Source organism: Streptomyces sp. JL2001 (assembly GCF_050917515.1).
Classification (GTDB): domain Bacteria; phylum Actinomycetota; class Actinomycetes; order Streptomycetales; family Streptomycetaceae; genus Streptomyces.
Genome location: NZ_CP169421.1, coordinates 1,646,728 through 1,663,359 on the forward strand (window position 1 = coordinate 1,646,728; position 16,632 = coordinate 1,663,359).

15 protein-coding genes and 1 pseudogene are annotated in these 16,632 nt (G+C 71.7%); 10 read left to right on the forward strand and 6 right to left on the reverse strand.

Annotation, left to right across the window (positions count from 1 at the left end; all coding sequences use genetic code 11):
- Positions 1-117 precede the first annotated feature (117 nt).
- Positions 118-1,002 (forward strand): hypothetical protein, encoded by an 885-nt coding sequence (locus ACE1OA_RS07110; RefSeq protein WP_432752490.1) that lies wholly within the window; start codon positions 118-120, stop codon positions 1,000-1,002.
- Here the strand turns inward: ACE1OA_RS07110 and ACE1OA_RS07115 are convergent.
- Both ACE1OA_RS07115 and ACE1OA_RS07120 read right to left on the reverse strand, forming a co-directional pair.
- Positions 999-2,422 (reverse strand): annotated as a pseudogene (locus ACE1OA_RS07115) (amidase). The gene ACE1OA_RS07110 and the pseudogene ACE1OA_RS07115 sit on opposite strands and share 4 nt — an antisense overlap.
- 1,226 nt (positions 2,423-3,648) lie before the next feature.
- Positions 3,649-4,278, reverse strand: coding sequence for a class I SAM-dependent methyltransferase (locus tag ACE1OA_RS07120; protein WP_356775638.1), 630 nt, complete (start codon positions 4,276-4,278; stop codon positions 3,649-3,651).
- Positions 4,279-4,958: 680 nt separating this feature from the next.
- Here ACE1OA_RS07120 and ectA point away from each other — a divergent pair.
- The 9 genes from ectA to ACE1OA_RS07165 all read left to right on the forward strand — a co-directional run bounded on the left by ectA (position 4,959) and on the right by ACE1OA_RS07165 (position 11,976).
- A complete protein-coding gene (ectA, locus tag ACE1OA_RS07125) occupies positions 4,959-5,519 on the forward strand; it encodes a diaminobutyrate acetyltransferase (RefSeq protein ID WP_356607282.1) in 561 nt (186 codons plus the stop codon).
- 87 nt (positions 5,520-5,606) lie between these two features.
- Positions 5,607-6,890, forward strand: coding sequence for a diaminobutyrate--2-oxoglutarate transaminase (gene ectB / locus ACE1OA_RS07130; RefSeq protein ID WP_356775636.1), 1,284 nt, complete (start codon positions 5,607-5,609; stop codon positions 6,888-6,890).
- A 25-nt stretch (positions 6,891-6,915) separates the two neighbouring features.
- On the forward strand, positions 6,916-7,320 hold the full coding sequence (locus ACE1OA_RS07135) for an ectoine synthase (RefSeq protein ID WP_356607286.1): 405 nt from the start codon (positions 6,916-6,918) through the stop codon (positions 7,318-7,320).
- Positions 7,321-7,382: 62 nt separating this feature from the next.
- Complete coding sequence (gene thpD / locus ACE1OA_RS07140) at positions 7,383-8,282, forward strand: ectoine hydroxylase (RefSeq protein ID WP_356607288.1); 900 nt, start codon at positions 7,383-7,385, stop codon at positions 8,280-8,282.
- Between the two features lie 40 nt (positions 8,283-8,322).
- On the forward strand, positions 8,323-9,243 hold the full coding sequence (gene ehuB / locus ACE1OA_RS07145) for an ectoine/hydroxyectoine ABC transporter substrate-binding protein EhuB (RefSeq protein ID WP_356775632.1): 921 nt from the start codon (positions 8,323-8,325) through the stop codon (positions 9,241-9,243).
- A gap of 12 nt (positions 9,244-9,255) precedes the next feature.
- Positions 9,256-9,930 (forward strand): ectoine/hydroxyectoine ABC transporter permease subunit EhuC, encoded by a 675-nt coding sequence (ehuC, locus tag ACE1OA_RS07150; protein ID WP_432752491.1) that lies wholly within the window; start codon positions 9,256-9,258, stop codon positions 9,928-9,930.
- On the forward strand, positions 9,930-10,565 hold the full coding sequence (gene ehuD, locus ACE1OA_RS07155) for an ectoine/hydroxyectoine ABC transporter permease subunit EhuD (RefSeq protein WP_356607294.1): 636 nt from the start codon (positions 9,930-9,932) through the stop codon (positions 10,563-10,565). The genes ehuC and ehuD overlap by 1 nt, the downstream gene beginning before the upstream one ends.
- A 37-nt stretch (positions 10,566-10,602) precedes the next feature.
- Positions 10,603-11,364: an ectoine/hydroxyectoine ABC transporter ATP-binding protein EhuA gene (ehuA, locus tag ACE1OA_RS07160; RefSeq protein WP_384870647.1), complete on the forward strand. Its 762-nt coding sequence runs from the start codon at positions 10,603-10,605 to the stop codon at positions 11,362-11,364.
- A gap of 12 nt (positions 11,365-11,376) precedes the next feature.
- Positions 11,377-11,976, forward strand: coding sequence for a MarR family winged helix-turn-helix transcriptional regulator (locus tag ACE1OA_RS07165; protein WP_432752492.1), 600 nt, complete (start codon positions 11,377-11,379; stop codon positions 11,974-11,976).
- Here ACE1OA_RS07165 and ACE1OA_RS07170 read toward each other — a convergent pair.
- The 4 genes from ACE1OA_RS07170 to ACE1OA_RS07185 are packed head-to-tail and all read right to left on the reverse strand — an operon-like array spanning position 11,954 to position 16,554.
- A complete protein-coding gene (locus ACE1OA_RS07170; protein ID WP_356607296.1) occupies positions 11,954-12,955 on the reverse strand; it encodes a TIGR03842 family LLM class F420-dependent oxidoreductase in 1,002 nt (333 codons plus the stop codon). The genes ACE1OA_RS07165 and ACE1OA_RS07170 overlap by 23 nt on opposite strands.
- 31 nt (positions 12,956-12,986) lie before the next feature.
- Positions 12,987-14,390, reverse strand: coding sequence for a dihydropyrimidinase (hydA, locus tag ACE1OA_RS07175; RefSeq protein ID WP_356775624.1), 1,404 nt, complete (start codon positions 14,388-14,390; stop codon positions 12,987-12,989).
- Between the two features lie 44 nt (positions 14,391-14,434).
- Positions 14,435-15,715 carry an aspartate aminotransferase family protein gene (locus ACE1OA_RS07180; RefSeq protein WP_356607300.1) on the reverse strand — a complete coding sequence of 427 codons (1,281 nt, stop codon included), beginning with the start codon at positions 15,713-15,715 and terminating at the stop codon, positions 14,435-14,437.
- Positions 15,712-16,554, reverse strand: a complete 843-nt coding sequence (locus ACE1OA_RS07185) for a nitrilase-related carbon-nitrogen hydrolase (protein ID WP_356607302.1) — start codon at positions 16,552-16,554, stop codon at positions 15,712-15,714. Before ACE1OA_RS07185 ends, ACE1OA_RS07180 begins: the two co-directional genes overlap by 4 nt.
- Positions 16,555-16,632: the final 78 nt, after the last annotated feature.

A 16,632-nucleotide genomic window follows, 5' to 3' on the forward strand; every position in this document is an offset into this window, starting at 1 on the left:
CGTCCGGGCGGACCGGGCGAGGCGCCGGGAACCGCGGGCCGTGCGGGCGCCGGTGTCCCGGTCGCGCAGGCCCGGGCGGCCCGGGACACCGAGGAGGGGCGCCCGTACGATCGACGCATGCACGTCGAGCGGCCGGTGAAGCCGGGGTTGAGGATGGAGAGCGCCGACGGGCGGCGGCTGGTCCTGCTCCAGGGCGACGTCCCCGTCCTCTTCGCCCGCCCCCGCGCCACGCACCGCGGGGTGCACTACGCCCGTACCGGCCTGTACGTGTCCCCACTGCCGCCTCTGCGCGCCGAAGAGGCCCGCGCTCACGCGGAGTTCGCGACGCCGGGTTCCCGGGAGTGGAGCGGGCGCTGGGCGGCGCACGCCGCGTCCCGCCTGCGGGAGGCGGCCGGCGGACCACTCCACGAGGGGGACTGGAACCTCGGCCCGGAACGCTCCCGCTGGTTCGCGGACTGCAACTGGCCCAAGCTCGCCGCGCACGACCCCGACCGGGGCCACCTGACCTGGTTCGGCTACGGCGACCCTGACGAGGACGCGCGGGACCTGCTGCCCCTGCGCGCGCTGTCGCGGCCCGACGCTCCACGGGTGAGGGCGTTCCGCCGCCAGTACCGCGAGGGGGTGCTCCCGCCCGTGCTCGTCTGGTGGATCAGCGGTCTGAACTCCCCGGTCGTCCTGGACGGTCACGACCGGCTGGCCGCGGCGCTCGCCGAGGGCGGCCGTCCGCACGTCCTGACACTGTCCCGGAAGCAGGACGAACGGTGGACGTCCCTGCTCTCCGAGGGGCCGGTCAGGGAGTACGAGTACCGGATCGCCGCGCTCGACGGGCCGCTCGCCGCGAACCGGATCGCGCACCAGGGGCGCCGGCTGGCGGACGAGTTGCGGGAGATCGCCGGCACGCCCTACCTCACCCGGGCCTGGCCCCTGCCCGGAGGCCCGGCCGCCTGGGACGCCGCCGTCGCCCGGCATGCTCCCGGCTGGGCGCCGGACGCCGACCTCTAGGGGGTGGCCTGCCGCTCCTGCCGGGGGTCCGGCGGGCGGTGCTCGAACCAGCGGCGGTCGTCCTCCAGTTGGGCCGCGAGCGAGATCAGCAGCGGTTCGCTGCCCGCCGGTCCGAGCAGCTGGGCGCCGACCGGGAGGCCGTCGGACAGGAATCCGGCGGGTACGTTCACACCCGGCCAGCCGAGCACGTTCCACGGCCAGGCGTAGGGGCAGGCGGCCGCCATCGTCAGGTCGGTGCGCCAGCCCGGCATCGCGTCGAAGGTGCCGATCCGCGGCGGCGGGGCGGCTGTCGTGGGCGCGAGCAGGACGTCGTACGCGTCGAAGAAGGCGCCGATCCGACGGTGCTGGTGGGCCTCCCGGGCGCGCGCCGCGCGCAGGATCCGGCCGCCGAGCCGGCGTCCGGTGCGGGTCGCGCCGAGGGTCCGCGGGTCGAGCAGGGCGGGGTCGGGGTGCCGGTCGGCGTACTCGGCGATCCCGGCCGTCGCGCGCGGCAGGAAGCTGAGTCCGATGAGTCCGTAGCGCGGCCGCGCCTCCTCCACCGTGTGGCCGAGCCGGGCCAGTGCCTCCGCGAGCTCGGTGACGGCCCGCCGGATGCCCGCGTCGAGCGGGTTGTACGTGGCGGTGAAGGGGGATTTCCAGGCGAGGGCGATCCGCAGGCGTCCCGGCTCCCGGCGCGCGGCGGCCGAGCGTCGATCGCGGACGGCTGGAAGCGGTCGCCCGGGTGGGACCCGGCGACGGCGTCGAGCAGCAGGGCCGCGTCACCGACCGTACGGGCGAGGGGGCCGTTCACGGTGAGGCCCTGGAAGCAGTCGTCGTAGGGGTGGACGGAGACCCGGCCGCGCTGCGGCTTGATGCCGACGAGATGGGTCCATGCGGCCGGGATCCGGATGGACCCGGCACCGTCGGAGCCGAGGGCGGCCGGGACGAGTCCGGCGGCGACGGCGGCGGCGGAGCCGCCGGACGACCCGCCGGGGGTGTGATCGGTGTTCCACGGGTTGCGGGTGGCGCCGAAGGCGGGGCCCTCGGTGAACGGCCACTGGCCCAGTTCGCAGGAGTTCGTCTTACCGACGATCACCGCGCCGGCGGCCCGCAGCCGGCGTACGGCCTCGCCGTCGCCTTCGGCCTCGGGGATGTCGCCGGCGCAGCCGAAGCGGGTGGGCAGACCGGCGACGTCGGTGTCGTCCTTGACGGCGAGGGGGACGCCGAGCAGCGGAAGCCGCTCCCCCGCGGCGAGCCGCCGGTCGGCTTCCGCGGCCTCCGCGAGGGCGGCCTCGGGGCGGGTGCAGCGGAAGGCGTTGAGTGTGGTCCGGGTGTCTTCGATCCGGTCGAGCGCGGCCCGGACGAGCGTGACGGAGTCGACGACCCCCTCGGCCAACTGCCTTGCCTGTCCGGTCAGTCCGGTGTCTGCGACTGCGGTCACGGCAGCCCCTCCCCTGAGTCTGCCGCGAACCCTACTGGAGCGTAACGTCGCTGTCAGTACCCGCCGGTAACGCGAGTTCGCCGGGGGGGCGGGGGGCGGGTACCTCGGTGGCTTCTGGTGGTTGGCCGCCCTCTCTCCGAGTGTGGCGGGTTACGGCGCCGCATCAAGGGCGCTCCTTCGTCGCGTCGCTGCGCGATGGCCTTCGGCCACCCTTGACCCGTCGCCTCCACCCGCCTTTTCACACTCGGAGGGCGGCCCGGGGAGGGGGCATCCGCTCCGGGGCCCGGTCCCTCTCGGGCGCCGTCGGCGGCCGTCGGCCCGGGGGTGGCTTCCCGCACCCATTGAATGGGGCGGTCGGGCATGGCTTAGCGGATGCCGCTCGATTCCGGCTGGGATTCATGCCCCGCTGGTCATTCCCGGTGGTGGGTGATCCCTTATCCGAGGAGGACATGGAAGGGTGACGTCTCAAGCCGGCCCCATCCAGTCCGGCCCGTCTTCGGCGGCGGGGGTTCCATCCCTCTCCCCGGATGACGCTAGCGCGTACATTACTTGCGGTAACAGGGACGGGATAAGGAACTTCACGGGCATATCGGACTCTCGGCGGGCTTAATGTACGCCGTAGCGTCATTGAGCAGTCCATCCCGGGTCGGCGATGGGATGGGTGAGGCGGATGGGATCCGTACGGCCCGCCGCCCCGTGCGACCCGTGCCCCTGACCCGAGCCGGCGATGACGGCTCCGGATTCGGCTGCACCCCCCACCGAGAATGACCAGCGGGGCATGAAGCTCCGCCAAGACACGACGGATCGACGCTAAGCGCCGCCGCGTCACCCCATTCAATGGGTGCGGGAAGCCACCCCGAAAGCTGTCGGACGCCGACGGCGCCCGAGAGGGACCGGGCCCCGGAGCGGATGCCCCTCCCCGGCCGCCCTCCGAGTGTGAAAAGGCAGCCGGGGCCGGGCGGTCAAGGGTGGCCGAAGGCCATCGCGCAGCGACGCGACGAAGGAGCGCCCTTGAGGGCACGGACCCGGCTGCCACACTCGGAGAGAGGGCGGCCAACCACCAGAAGCCGGCAAGAGCCCCAGCCCCAAGAGCCAGGCCCCCCACCCCCCCAAGCGCCAGGCCCCCAAGACCCCAGCCCCCCCACGCACAAGCGCCCGGCGCGGCACTCGCCCCTCTCGCCGAGGAGCGGTGACCGGCGCCGGGCGCCCGGGCGTGCGGAGAAGGGTCAGCCCTGTGCGGCCGGGACCTTTCCGACCAGGATGAACTCGTTGTACGGGAAGACCTTGCCGACGTTCCGCGGGAAGGGGAACGAGTAGGTGCGGTCGACGGTCAGGCCGATCTTCTCCGCGTGGCCGCGCAGCCCGTCGAAGTCGACGAAGCGGACGTGGGTGGCGTCCGTCTTGTAGCCGGCCTCCTGGGGACAGATGAGGACCACGTTGCCGCCCGGCTTCACCAGGGGCAGGTACTGCTCCAGGACCGAGTTCCCCAGCGCCTCGTCCATGTGCTCCAGGACGTGGGCGCACAGGAGGCTGTCGAAGGAGCCGGGGCCGCAGTCGGGCGCCTCGAAGAGCTCCTCGGAGGTGTAGGCGGTGAGCCCCCGCTCACGGCACGTCTGGACGGACGTGGCGTTGTGGTCGACGCCGACGCTGTCGGGTCCGCAGTTCAGCAGGTTGCGGCCGATGCCGCACCCGACGTCCAGCACACGGCCCAGACCGAGGCGCTTCAGGTTCCACCGGTACGGGGCCTGGGTCGGCAGAAGCCGCTTGATTCCCGAGTTCTCCAGGCGGGCGAGGCGCTTGGTGTAGTCGGAGGACTCTGTCCCTGCCGTAAGGGCCTCGTCCTGAGTGCCGGACATCGGCGACCGCCTTCTCTTGCTCTGAGGTAACGGATAACGACCGCGTGGGGGGCGTGCGCGGCGTCCGGCGGACGCGTGCGCGTCGTCGCGGCACGGAGGCCGCGTTCCCTTCACCGCAGTGTGATCGGTTGCACGAGGCTATGCCATGGACAAGGAGGAGGTAAAGGCCGGCAGGCAGCGAGCCGATGCCTTGCGGGACACGGCTTCCGGCGTCGACGACGGGCGGATCGCACCTGTGTTCAGAGAGTGACGCCGCGACCTCCGGAGGCGGCAGGGGCACGGAGGGGCAGGAGAGCGGGACGAGGGTGCGGACCGGTGACCGGAACCTCGCCCACCGGCCCGGAGGTCACGCCGGAACCAGTCCGGGGAGACGCCGGAACCAGTCCCGGGAGGCCGTGCCCCGCGCACGCGTCTTCTTACCGCTGCACCCATGCCGAAACCCGCGAATGCCCGACGATGCAATAACATTCACCCGTCAAATATGGCCTTCTGCAAAGGCGTTATCTCCTCGTTACAGTCGGAGGGTTTGTCCCCTTCTGTGACCCTCCGTCGCCCTGGAGTGCGTGTCCCGCACCCCCTTTCGCCGTTCGAAACCAGCGATTTGGTTACCACACCGATCCCTGTCGCGTAACCCCCTGGCGCCAGGAAGTTCTCGGTCTTGATCGGTAGCTTCGGCGCCCATGACCACTGCTCAAGCGGAACGGGAAAGCCTTCGGGACCACGCCTCGGCCCTGCCCGAGGGCGTACGCATCGACCGGCCGGAGATGGCCGACGGCAGCGAACTGTGGCGGCTCGCGAAGGACTCCCAGGCCCTGGACGTCAACTCGCCCTACAGCTATCTGCTGTGGTGCCGCGACTTCACCGACACCTCGGTGGTCGCCCGGGACGCCTCCGGACGACCGGTGGGATTCGTGACCGGCTACCTCCGCCCCGAGGAGCCGGGGGCGCTGTTCGTCTGGCAGGTGGCCGTCGACGACTCCCTGCGCGGGCACGGCGTGGCGAGCGCCCTGCTCGACGCGCTCTCGGCGCGGGTCGAGGAGGCGTACGGGCTGAGCCGGATCGAGACGACGATCACCCCGGACAACCGGGCGTCCGACCAGCTCTTCCGCTCCTACGCGCGCCGCCACGGCGCGGACCTGACGCGGGAGGTCCTCTTCCCCGCCTCCGCGTTCCCCGCGACGGCCGACGACGCCGGGCACGAGCCCGAGGTGCTCTACCGCATCGACCGCCCGGCGGCCTGACCCTCCGCCCGGCTCACGCCGCACCGGCTTGACCAGCCACCTTCCGGGCACACGACGACAGCACAGACGAGAACCACTGGAGAACACGTGACCCTCACCGTGACCCCCCCGACCGTCTTCGAGACCGTCGAATCGGAGGTCCGCAGCTACTGCCGCGCCTGGCCCGTGGTCTTCGAGCGCGCCAGCGGCAGCCGGCTCTACGACGAGCACGGGCGCCCCTTCCTCGACTTCTTCGCCGGGGCGGGCTCCCTGAACTACGGCCACAACAACCCGGTCCTGAAGCGGGCGCTCCTCGACTACCTCGCGGGCGACGGCATCACCCACGGACTCGACATGTCGACGACCGCCAAACGGGACTTCCTGGAGGCCTTCCGGACGACGGTCCTGGAGCCCCGCGCCCTGCCCTACAAGGTGATGTTCCCCGGCCCCACGGGCACCAACGCGGTGGAGGCGGCGCTCAAGCTCGCCCGCAAGGTCACCGGGCGCAAGACCGTCGTCTCGTTCACGAACGCGTTCCACGGCATGTCGCTCGGCTCGCTCGCCGTCACCGGCAACGCGGCCAAGCGCGCCGGCGCGGGCGTCCCGCTCACCCACACCGCCCAGATGCCGTTCGACCACTACCTCGGCGGCCAGGTGGAGGACTTCGTCTGGTTCGAGCGGCTCCTGGAGGACCCGGGCTCCGGCCTCGACCACCCGGCGGCCGTGATCGTCGAGACGGTGCAGGGCGAGGGCGGGGTCAACGTGGCCCGGGCCGAGTGGCTGCGCAAGCTCGCGGACGTGTGCCGCCGCCGCGACATGCTCCTCATCGTCGACGACGTGCAGATGGGCTGTGGCCGCACCGGCGACTTCTTCTCCTTCGAGGAGGCGGGCATCACGCCCGACATCGTCACCCTGTCGAAGTCCATCAGCGGATACGGGCTGCCCATGGCGCTCTGCCTCTTCCGTCCGGAGCTGGACGTGTGGCAGCCGGGCGAGCACAACGGCACCTTCCGCGGCAACAACCCGGCCTTCGTCACCGCCACGACCGCCCTCGACACCTACTGGAGCGACGCGGCGCTGCGCGAGCGCACCCTGGGCCGGGCCGGCCGCGTCGAGAGCGCCCTGCTCGACCTGTGCGGCGACGACGACCGCACGGGCGTCGCGGTCCGTGGACGGGGCCTGGTGTGGGGCCTGGAGTTCGCCGACGGCGACCGGGCCGAGGCCGTCTGCCGCCGGGCCTTCGAGCTCGGCCTGCTCCTGGAGACCTCCGGCCCGCGCGGCGAGGTGGTCAAGCTGCTGCCGCCGCTGACCGTGACGGACGACGAGCTCGACGAGGGGCTGGGCGTCCTGGCCCGCTCCGTCCGGCACGTCGCCGACCGCCACACCGCCTGAACCCCGTACGACGAAAGGCCCCCTCATGATCGTCCGTTCCTTCGACGAGCTGGAGAACACCGAGCGGCACGTGCGGTCCGCCTCCGGCACCTGGGAGAGCAAGCGCATCGTCCTCGCCCGCGAGCGGGTCGGCTTCTCCCTCCACGAGACGGTGCTCTACGCCGGCACCGAGACAGCCATGTGGTACGCGAACCACGTCGAGGCCGTCGTCTGCACCGCCGGCAGGGCCGAGCTGACCGACCACGAGACCGGCCGGACCTACACGATCACGCCGGGAACGATGTACCTGCTCGACGGGCACGAGCGCCACACGCTGAAGGTCGAGCAGGACTTCCGCTGCCTGTGCGTCTTCAACCCGCCCGTCACCGGCCGCGAGGACCACGACGAGAACGGCGTCTATCCGCTGCTCACCGAGCCGGGCGGCGCCTGACACCCCCGACTCGCCGCAACCGAGAACGACGCACGCACGCCACCGGAAAGGGAGACACCACCATGACCGCCGCCCCCACCCGTCCCGTCGACCTCTACCCCACGCGCGGAGCCCAGGAGGCTCTCGTCGGCCGCAAGGACCCCGTGGTGTGGTCCGACCCCGGCACCCCTGGCCCGTTCTGGACCCGTGAGCTCGAGGAGTACGAGCGCGACGGGTTCGTCACCGTCGACGAGCTCGTCACCGCCGACGAGGTCGCGGAGCTGCGGGCCGAGCTGGACCGGCTCGTCGGCGACCCGGCCATGCGGGACGACGACCGGTCCATCGTCGAGCCCCGCTCCCAGGAGATCCGCTCCGTCTTCGAGGTGCACCGGATCAGCGAGGTCTTCGCCCGGCTCGCCGCCGACCCCCGCGTCGTGGGCCGCGCCCGCCAAATCCTCGGCTCCGACGTGTACCTCCACCAGTCGCGGATCAACGTGAAGCCCGGATTCGGCGCCAGCGGCTTCTACTGGCACTCCGACTTCGAGACCTGGCACGCCGAGGACGGCCTGCCGCAGATGCGGACCGTGTCGGTGTCCATCGCGCTCACGCCGAACCACACCACCAACGGCAGCCTGATGATCATGCCGGGCTCGCACCGGACCTTCCTGGGCTGCGCCGGCGCCACCCCCGAGGACAACTACAAGAGGTCCCTCCAGATGCAGGACGCCGGGACGCCCTCGAACGAGGCCCTCACGACCTTCGCCGAGGCCTGCGGGATCCGCCACTTCACCGGCGCCCCGGGGTCGGCCACCTGGTTCGACTGCAACGCGCTGCACGGTTCGGGCGACAACATCACCCCCTACCCGCGCAGCAACGTCTTCCTGGTCTTCAACAGCGTCGAGAACCTGCCCGAACTCCCCTTCTCGGCCCCCGTCCGGCGCCCGTCGTACATCGCCTCGGACGACTTCACGCCCGTCGGGTGACCTCCCCCGTCCCAGGCCCACCCCACCGGAAAGGCAGGACATGACTCCTCCCGCGAACCTCGGCCGCCGGGGTTTCCTCACCGGCACGGCACTGCTGGGCGGCGCCGCCCTGACGCCCGCGTTCCTGACCGCCTGCAGCCGCACCCAGGCCGGCACGGGCGCCCCCACCGACGATGGCGGACTGCTGGCCTCGCTCAAGGAACAGGGCTTCGTCCGGGTCGGGTTCGCCGGTGAGGCGCCGTACGGCTTCCAGGAGGGCGGGAAGCTCTCGGGCGAGGCCCCCACCCTGCACAGCGAGATCTTCACCGCGCTCGGCATACCCGAACTGCGCCCGACCCTGACGGAGTTCGGCGCGCTGATCCCCGGGCTCCTGGCCGGCCGCTTCGACGTCGTGAGCGCCGGCATGGCGATCACGCCCGAGCGCTGCGACAAGGTGATCTTCTCCGAGCCCGAGTTCGTCTCGCCCACCGCGCTGATGGTCCGCAGAGGCAATCCCAAGGGCCTGAGCGATCTCGCGTCCTGTGCGGCGAAGGGCGCGACCATCGGTGTGCTGACCGCCGCCGTCGAGACGTCGTACGCCGAGGCGGCCGGCGTGCCCGACGGTTCCGTGAAGACCCTGGCCAAGCAGCAGGACGGACTCGACGCCCTGCTGGCCGGCCGGATCGACGCGTTCGCGCTGACCGGCATCTCCCTGCGGTGGCTCGCGCGGACGAACGCGGGCGCCGCGATCGAGGTGCTGGACCCGTTCGTCCCGGTGGTCGACGGCGTGCGGCAGTTCAGCCCCGGGGGCGCCGTCTTCCGGCCGGGCGCGAAGGGGCTGCGCGACGCCTTCGACCGCGAGCTGGCGAAGATCACGGGCGATCGGGCACGCTACGTCGGACTGATCGGGCGCTTCGGCTTCACCGAGCGCGAGGTGCCGCCCCGGGACCTGCGCACGGCCGAACTGTGCCGCGCCGCGTGAGGGACCTCCGACATGGCTGACTTCGTCCCCGAACTCGTACGGGCTCTGCCGCGGTTGGGCGAGGGGCTCCTGGTGACCGTCGAGGCGACCCTGCTGGGCGCGACCCTGGCGCTGGTCCTGGCCTACGCGCTCGGACTGACCTCGCTGTCGCCGCGGCCGGTGGTGCGCGGCGCCGTGCGGGTCGTCGTGGAGTTCTTCCGGGGCACGTCGTTGTACGTGCAGCTCTTCTGGCTGTTCTTCGCGCTGCCCATGCTCGGCTTCAAGCTGGAGCCGCTCGCCTGCGCCGTCGTGGCCCTCGGGCTCAACTTCGGTGCCTACGGAGCCGAGGTCGTGCGGGGCGCCGTGAACGCGGTGCCCCGCACCCAGACCGAGACCGCGATCGCGCTCGGCATGGGCCCGGCGCTGCGGATGCGACGGGTGGTCCTGCCGCAGGCGCACGCCCTGATGATCCCGCCCTTCAAGAACCTGCTGATCCAGCTGCTCAAGGCGACCCCGCTGCTGTCCCTGATCACGGTGGCCGACGTGACCTTCGAGGTCGACCAGCTGCGGTCCGCGACCGGCAGCACCGGCGCCGCCTACCTGCTGCTGCTCCTCCTCTACTTCGGCATGGCCGCCGTCCTCAGCCTGTCCATGAACGCGGCGGAACGGGCGGCAAAGCGGCGGCTCGGTCAGGAAGGTGGTCGGTGATGTGGGACGGCGAAGCGGCACGCGCCGCACTGCCCGTGGTCCTCGACGGCTTCCGCGTCACCCTGCTCGCGACCGTCCTGGGCTTCGCCGCCGCGGCCGTGCTCGGTCTCGTCCTCGCGCTGGGGCTGCGCAGCCGCGCCCGGCTGATCGCGCTCCCCGTGCGCGCGGCGACCGGTTTCGTCCGCTCGACGCCGCTGCTGGTGCAGCTGTTCGCGGCCTGGGTGCTCGTCCCGGGGCTGGACGCCCTCACGCTCGGCGTCCTGGTCCTCGGTGTCCACTACGCCACCTACCTGGCCGAGGTGTACCGCGCGGGCATCGACGCCGTCCCGAAGGGCCAGTGGGAGGCGTGCACCGCGCTGTCGCTGCCGCGCCGGCGGGTGTGGCGGGCGGTGGTGCTCCCCCAGGCGGTACGGAACGTGCTGCCGCCGCTCGGGAACTACGCCGTCTCCATGTTCAAGGAGACTCCGCTGCTCTCCGTCATCACGGTGCAGGAGATGGTCCACGAGGCGAACACCTACGGCAGCACGCACTTCGCCTACCTGGAGAGCTTCACCCTGGCCGCCGCCGTCTTCCTGCTCGCGAGCTGGCCGACGTCCGTGCTCGTACGACGACTGGAGGTACGCCTTGCCCGCTGACACCACGTCCCAGGACCTGCCGCCCACGGCTCCCGGCATGATCCACTTCGACAGCGTCACCAAACGCTTCGGCGACCTGACCGTGCTCCAGGACCTCGACCTGACGGTCGAACGAGGTGAGCGGGTCACCCTCATCGGGCCGAGCGGATCCGGCAAGACCACGATCCTGCGCCTGCTCATGACGCTGGAGCAGGTGACCGACGGCGTCATCCACGTCGACGGCCGGCCCTTCTCCCACATGCCCTCCGGGCGGAAGGAGGGCCTGGTCCGGGCGGACGAGCGCTATCTCGCCCCGCGGCGGCGCCGGATCGGCATGGTCTTCCAGCAGTTCAACCTGTTCCCCCACATGAGCGTCCTGGAGAACATCACCGAGGCGCCCGTGCACGTCCTGGGCGTGTCCCGGGACGAGGCCAGGGCACGCGGCCGGGAGCTGCTGTCCACGGTCGGGCTCGCCGACAAGGAGGACGCCCACCCCACCCGGCTCTCCGGGGGTCAGCAGCAGCGGGTGGCCATCGCCCGGGCGCTCGCGATGGAGCCGGAGATCCTGCTCCTCGACGAGGTGACGTCGGCGCTGGATCCCGAGCTGGTGGCGGAGGTCCTCGACGTGCTCCGGGACGTCGCGTCCGGCACGGACCTCACCATGCTGTGCGTGACCCACGAGATGGGGTTCGCGCGGGACGTCTCGGACCGCATCCTGATGTTCGACCACGGACGGATCCTGGAGTCGGCGCCGCCGGTGGACCTGCTGGAGAACCCGGAGCACGAACGGACGCGCACGTTCCTCCAGTCGGTGCACTGAACGGCCGCCGCCGTGGACGACCCGGAGGAACCCGCACCGGAGGAACCCGCACCGGAGGAACCGGTACCCGACGAGGCCGCCCCCGACGAGGCGGACGTCGACACCGTGACGGACGCGGTCCTCGCCGCCTCGCGTCTCCTCGTCACCATCGCCGCCCGCTCCCTGTGCACGGTCGAACACCGCCTCACCCTGCCGCAGTTCAGGATGCTGGTGGTGCTGTCCGCGCTCGGCCCCGCGAAGCTGGTCGACCTCGCGGAGCACCTCGACGTCCAGCCGTCGACGGCGCTGCGCATGGTCGACCGCCTCGTGGCGGCCCGTCTGGTGGGCCGTCGCCACAACCCGGTCAACCGCCGCGAGACCGAACTGACCCTGACGGTGTCGGGCCGCCGGGTCGTCCGGGAGGTGACCGCCCGCCGCCGTGCCGTCATCGGCACGGTCCTGCGGCGGCTCCCGCCGGCCCGCCGCGTGGCGCTGGTGGAGGCGCTGGACGCCTTCAACCGGGCGGGGCGGGAGCCGCGCGCCGACGGGGCCGGCCCCGGCCCCGACGCACCGGGGTGGAGCGACCCCGTCGAGGAGGCGGGCCGGTCGGTCAGCCGGCGAGCGCCGGGATGATCTCCTCGCCGTAGGCGTCGATGGTGGACTCCTTCGCGTCGTGCATGGCGTACACGGCGAACTGGTCCACACCCATGTCCCGCAGCCGGCGCAGCTTCTCGATGTGCGCCTCGACCGGTCCGAGCAGGCAGAAGCGCTCGACGATCTCGTCGGGGACGAAGTCGGTGGAGGGGTTCCCGGCCCGGCCGTGGTGGCTGTAGTCGTAGCCGTGCCGGTCCTTGATGTACGCGGTGAGCTCCTCGGGGACCATTCCGGAGTGCTCTCCGTACCTGCTCACCAGGTCGGCGACGTGGTTGCCGACCATTCCGCCGAACCAGCGGCACTGGTCGCGGGCGTGCGCCAGGTCGTCCCCGACGTACGCGGGCGCGGCCACGCAGACGGTGAGGGCGTCGGGGTCCCGGCCGGCGTCGGTGGCGGCCTGGCGCACGGCCTTGACCATCCACTCGGTGAGGAAGGGGTCGGCGAGCTGGAGGATGAAGCCGTCGGCCTTCTGCCCGGCGAGCGCGAGGGCCTTGGGCCCGTAGGCCGCCATCCACACGGGCAGCCGGCCGTTCTTCACCCACGGGATGCGGAGGGGGTTGCCGTCGACGCTGACCTCCCGCCCCTCGGCGAGGTCGCGGATGACGTCGATGGCCTCGCCGAGCCGGGCCAGGGTGTTCGGCTTGCGGCCGGCGACGCGCATCGCGGAGTCGCCGCGGCCGATGCCGCACACGGTCCGGTTGCCGTACATGTCGTTGAGCGTGGCGAAGGTCGAGGCGGTGACCTCCCACGTGCGGGTCCCGGGATTGGTGACCATCGGGCCGACGTGCAGCTTGGTGGTGTGCTCCAGGATCCTGCTGTAGATGACGAAGGGTTCCTGCCAGAGCACGGCGGAGTCGAAGGTCCAGCCGTAGCGGAAACCGTTGCGCTCCGCCCGGCGCATCAGGCCGACGACCTCCGAGGCGGGCGGGTCGGTCTGCAGGACGAGTCCGAAGTCCACGTCGGGACCTCCTGGTTCGGTTCGGTGCGGCTCAGTTCAGGTACTGACAGGTGGCTCGGGGGGTGAAGCTGCCGTGCCCGGCGCGGCCGGTGAACTCGCGCTTGTCGATGACGAGTTCGCCGCGGGAGAGGACCGTCTCGACCTGTCCGGTGAGGGTCCGGCCCTCGTAGGCGGAGTAGTCGACGTTCATGTGGTGGGTGGTCGCCGACACGGTCTGGCGGACGTGCGGGTCGTAGATGACGACGTCGGCGTCGGCGCCGGGCGCGATCGTGCCCTTCTGCGGGTAGAGGCCGAACATGCGGGCCGGGGTGGCGCAGGCGATCTCGATCCAGCGGCGGCGGGTGATGTGCCCGTCGACGACGGCCTGGTGCAGCAGGTCCATCCGGTTCTCCACGCCCGGGAGGCCGTTGGGGATCTTGGAGAAGTCGCCGCGGCCCAGTTCCTTCTGGTCGGCGAAGCAGAAGGGGCAGTGGTCGGTGGAGACGACCTGGAGGTCGTTGGTCCGGAGCCCCCGCCAGAGCGCCTCCTGGTGCTCGCGCGGGCGCAGCGGCGTGGAGCAGACGTACTTGGCGCCCTCGAAGCCGGGCTCGGCGAGGTTGTCGGTGGACAGGAAGAGGTACTGCGGGCAGGTCTCGCCGAAGACGTTCAGCCCCTTGTCGCGGGCGGCGGCCAGTTCCCGGACCGCTTCGTCGGCGGACACGTGGACGACGTACAGCGGCGCGCCCGCGACCCGGGCCAGCTGGATGGCCCGGTGGGTGGCCTCGGCCTCCAGGAGGACCTTGCGCACCTCGCCGTGGTAGCGCGGATCGGTCTCGCCGCGGGCGAGGGCCTGCTCGACGAGGACGTCGATCGCGATGCCGTTCTCGGCGTGCATCATGATCAGCCCGCCGTTGGAGGCGGAGCGCTGCATGGCGCGCAGGATCCGGCCGTCGTCGCTGTAGAAGACGCCGGGATAGGCCATGAAGAGCTTGAAGGAGGTGATGCCCTCCTCCACCAGCTTGTCCATCTCCTTGAGCGTGTGCTCGTTCACGTCGGAGAGGATCATGTGGAAGGCGTAGTCGATGGCGCACCGGCCGTCGGCCTTCGCGTACCAGGTGTCGAGCCCCTCGCGCAGGGTGTGTCCGACGGTCTGCACGGCGAAGTCGACGATGGTGGTGGTGCCGCCCCAGGCCGCGGCCCGGGTCCCGGTCTCGAAGGTGTCGGAGGCCGAGGTACCGCCGAACGGCAGCTCCATGTGGGTGTGCGCGTCGACGCCGCCCGGGATGACGTAGCGGTCGGTGGCGTCGATGGTCCGCGCCGCGGTCCAGCCGGCGGCGACGTCCGAGCCGTGGGCGGCCAGGGCGGCGATGCGGCCGTCCTCGATCAGGACGTCGGCGTGCAGCTCGTCCGCGGCGGTGACGACCAGACCGCCGCGGATGAGGGTACGGGTACTCACGGGTCTCCCCCTGACATGGGCCGGGCTGGGTTGGGGTCGGGTCCTTACAGCGAGCGGAGGGCCTGTTCGAGGATCGAGGCGCCTTCCTCGGCCTCGGCGACGGTGAGCGACAGCGGCGGGGCGATGCGCAGGGAACTGGTGTTGTGGCCGCCGCCCTTGCCGATGAGCAGACCGCCCTCGCGGGCCGCCTCCAGGACGGTGGACGCCGCCGCCGGGTCGGCCTCGTCGGTGCCGGGGCGGGTGAGCTCGATGCCGATCATGAGGCCGCGGCCGCGGACCTCCCGTACGGCCTCGATGCCGGCCGTGGCACCGCGCAGCCGTTCGAGCAGCAGTCCGCCGACGCGGCGCGCGTTGCCCTGCAGGTCGTGTTCCAGCAGGTGGCCCAGGTTGGCGAGGCCGGCGGCCATGGTGACGGGCGAGCCGCCGAAGGTCGAGATGGAGTTGGCGTCCAGGCAGTTCATCACCTCGGCACGGGCGACCACGCCGCCCACGGACATGCCGTTGCCGATTCCCTTGGCGAAGGTGAGGATGTCCGGCGGCCCGGCCTCGGCGTGCGCCTGCCAGCCCCAGAAGTGGTCGCCGGTGCGGCCCCATCCGGTCTGCACCTCGTCGGTGATCCAGAGGATGCCGTGCCGGTCGAGGACCCGGCGGAAGGCCGCGTAGAGGCCGTCGGGCGGGGAGGTGAAGCCGCCGACTCCCTGGACGGGTTCCGCGATCAGCGCGGCGACGTCGCGGGTGTGGCCGAGCAGGTCCTCCAGGTCGGCCACGCACGCCTCGATGAACTCCGCGTCGCCGTACCCGGCGTAGGGGCCGCGGGTGCGGACTCCGCCGTGCACGTACAGGGTCTGCAGCGGGGAGAGGCCGGTGGGCGACCAGGACCGGTTCCCGGTGATGGAGACGGTGGAGAACGAACGGCCGTGGTAGCTGTTGCGCATCGCCAGGATCTGGGAGGACCGCCGGTACGCGGTCGCGAGCAGCAGGGCGGTGTCGTTGGCCTCGGTGCCGGAGGTGGTGAAGAAGACGCGGGCGTCGGGGATGCCGGAGAGCGTGGCGATCCGCTCGGCCAGCTCCACCATCGGGCGGTTGAGGTAGAGCGTGGAGGAGTGGATGATGCGCCCGGCCTGCTCGCTGATCGCCTTGGTGACCTCGGGCAGCGCGTGGGCGGTCATGGTGGTGAGGATGCCGCCGAAGAAGTCGAGGTACCGGCGGCCCTCGGCGTCCCAGACGTGGCGGCCCTCGCCGTGGGTGATCTCCAGCGGGTCGCGGTAGTAGAGGGCGACCCAGTCGGGGATGACGGCGCGGTGGCGGTCGTGGAGGCTGCTCACGGCTGCACCAGCCCGTCGTACGCGTCGGGGCGGCGGTCCCGGTAGAACGCCCACTGCTGCCTGACCTCGTCGATGACGCCGAAGTCGAGGTCGCGGACGATCAGCTCCTCGGTCTTGTCGGAGGCGACCTCGCCGACGAACCTGCCGCGCGGGTCGACGAAGTAGCTGGTGCCGTAGAAGTCGTTGTCGCCGTACTCCTCCTGGCCGACGCGGTTGATGGCGGCGACGAAGTACTCGTTGGCGACGGCGGCCGCGGGCTGTTCCAGCTGCCAGAGGTAGCTGGAGAGCCCGCGCGAGGTCGCGGACGGGTTGTAGACCAACTGGGCTCCGTTGAGTCCGAGTTGGCGCCAGCCCTCCGGGAAGTGCCGGTCGTAGCAGATGTAGACGCCGACCTTGCCGACGGCGGTGTCGAACACCGGCCAGCCGGCGTTCCCCGGCCGGAAGTAGTACTTCTCCCAGAAGCCCTTGACCTGCGGGATGTGGTGCTTGCGGTACTTGCCGAGGTAGCTGCCGTCCGCGTCGATCACGGCGGCGGTGTTGTAGTAGAAGCCCGAGTCCTCGATCTCGAAGACCGGGACGACGATCACCATGCCGGTCTCGCGGGCGAGGTCGCTCATCCGGCGGACGGTCGGCCCGTCCGGGACGGGCTCGGCCCAGCGGTAGTGCTCCGGTTCCTGCACCTGGCAGAAGTAGGGGGCGTTGAAGACCTCCTGGAACCCGATGACCTTGGCACCCTGCCGGGCCGCCTCGCGGGCGTGCTCCTCGTGCTTGGCGATCATGGATTCGGTGTCGCCGGTCCAGGTCGCCTGGACGAGTGCGGCGCGTACGACGTCGGTCATGAGCTGCTCCTTCGGCGCGGCGTCAGAGAGCCTCTACGCCCGTAGACGCGGTGCGTAGGAGGTAGAACGTAAGCCCCG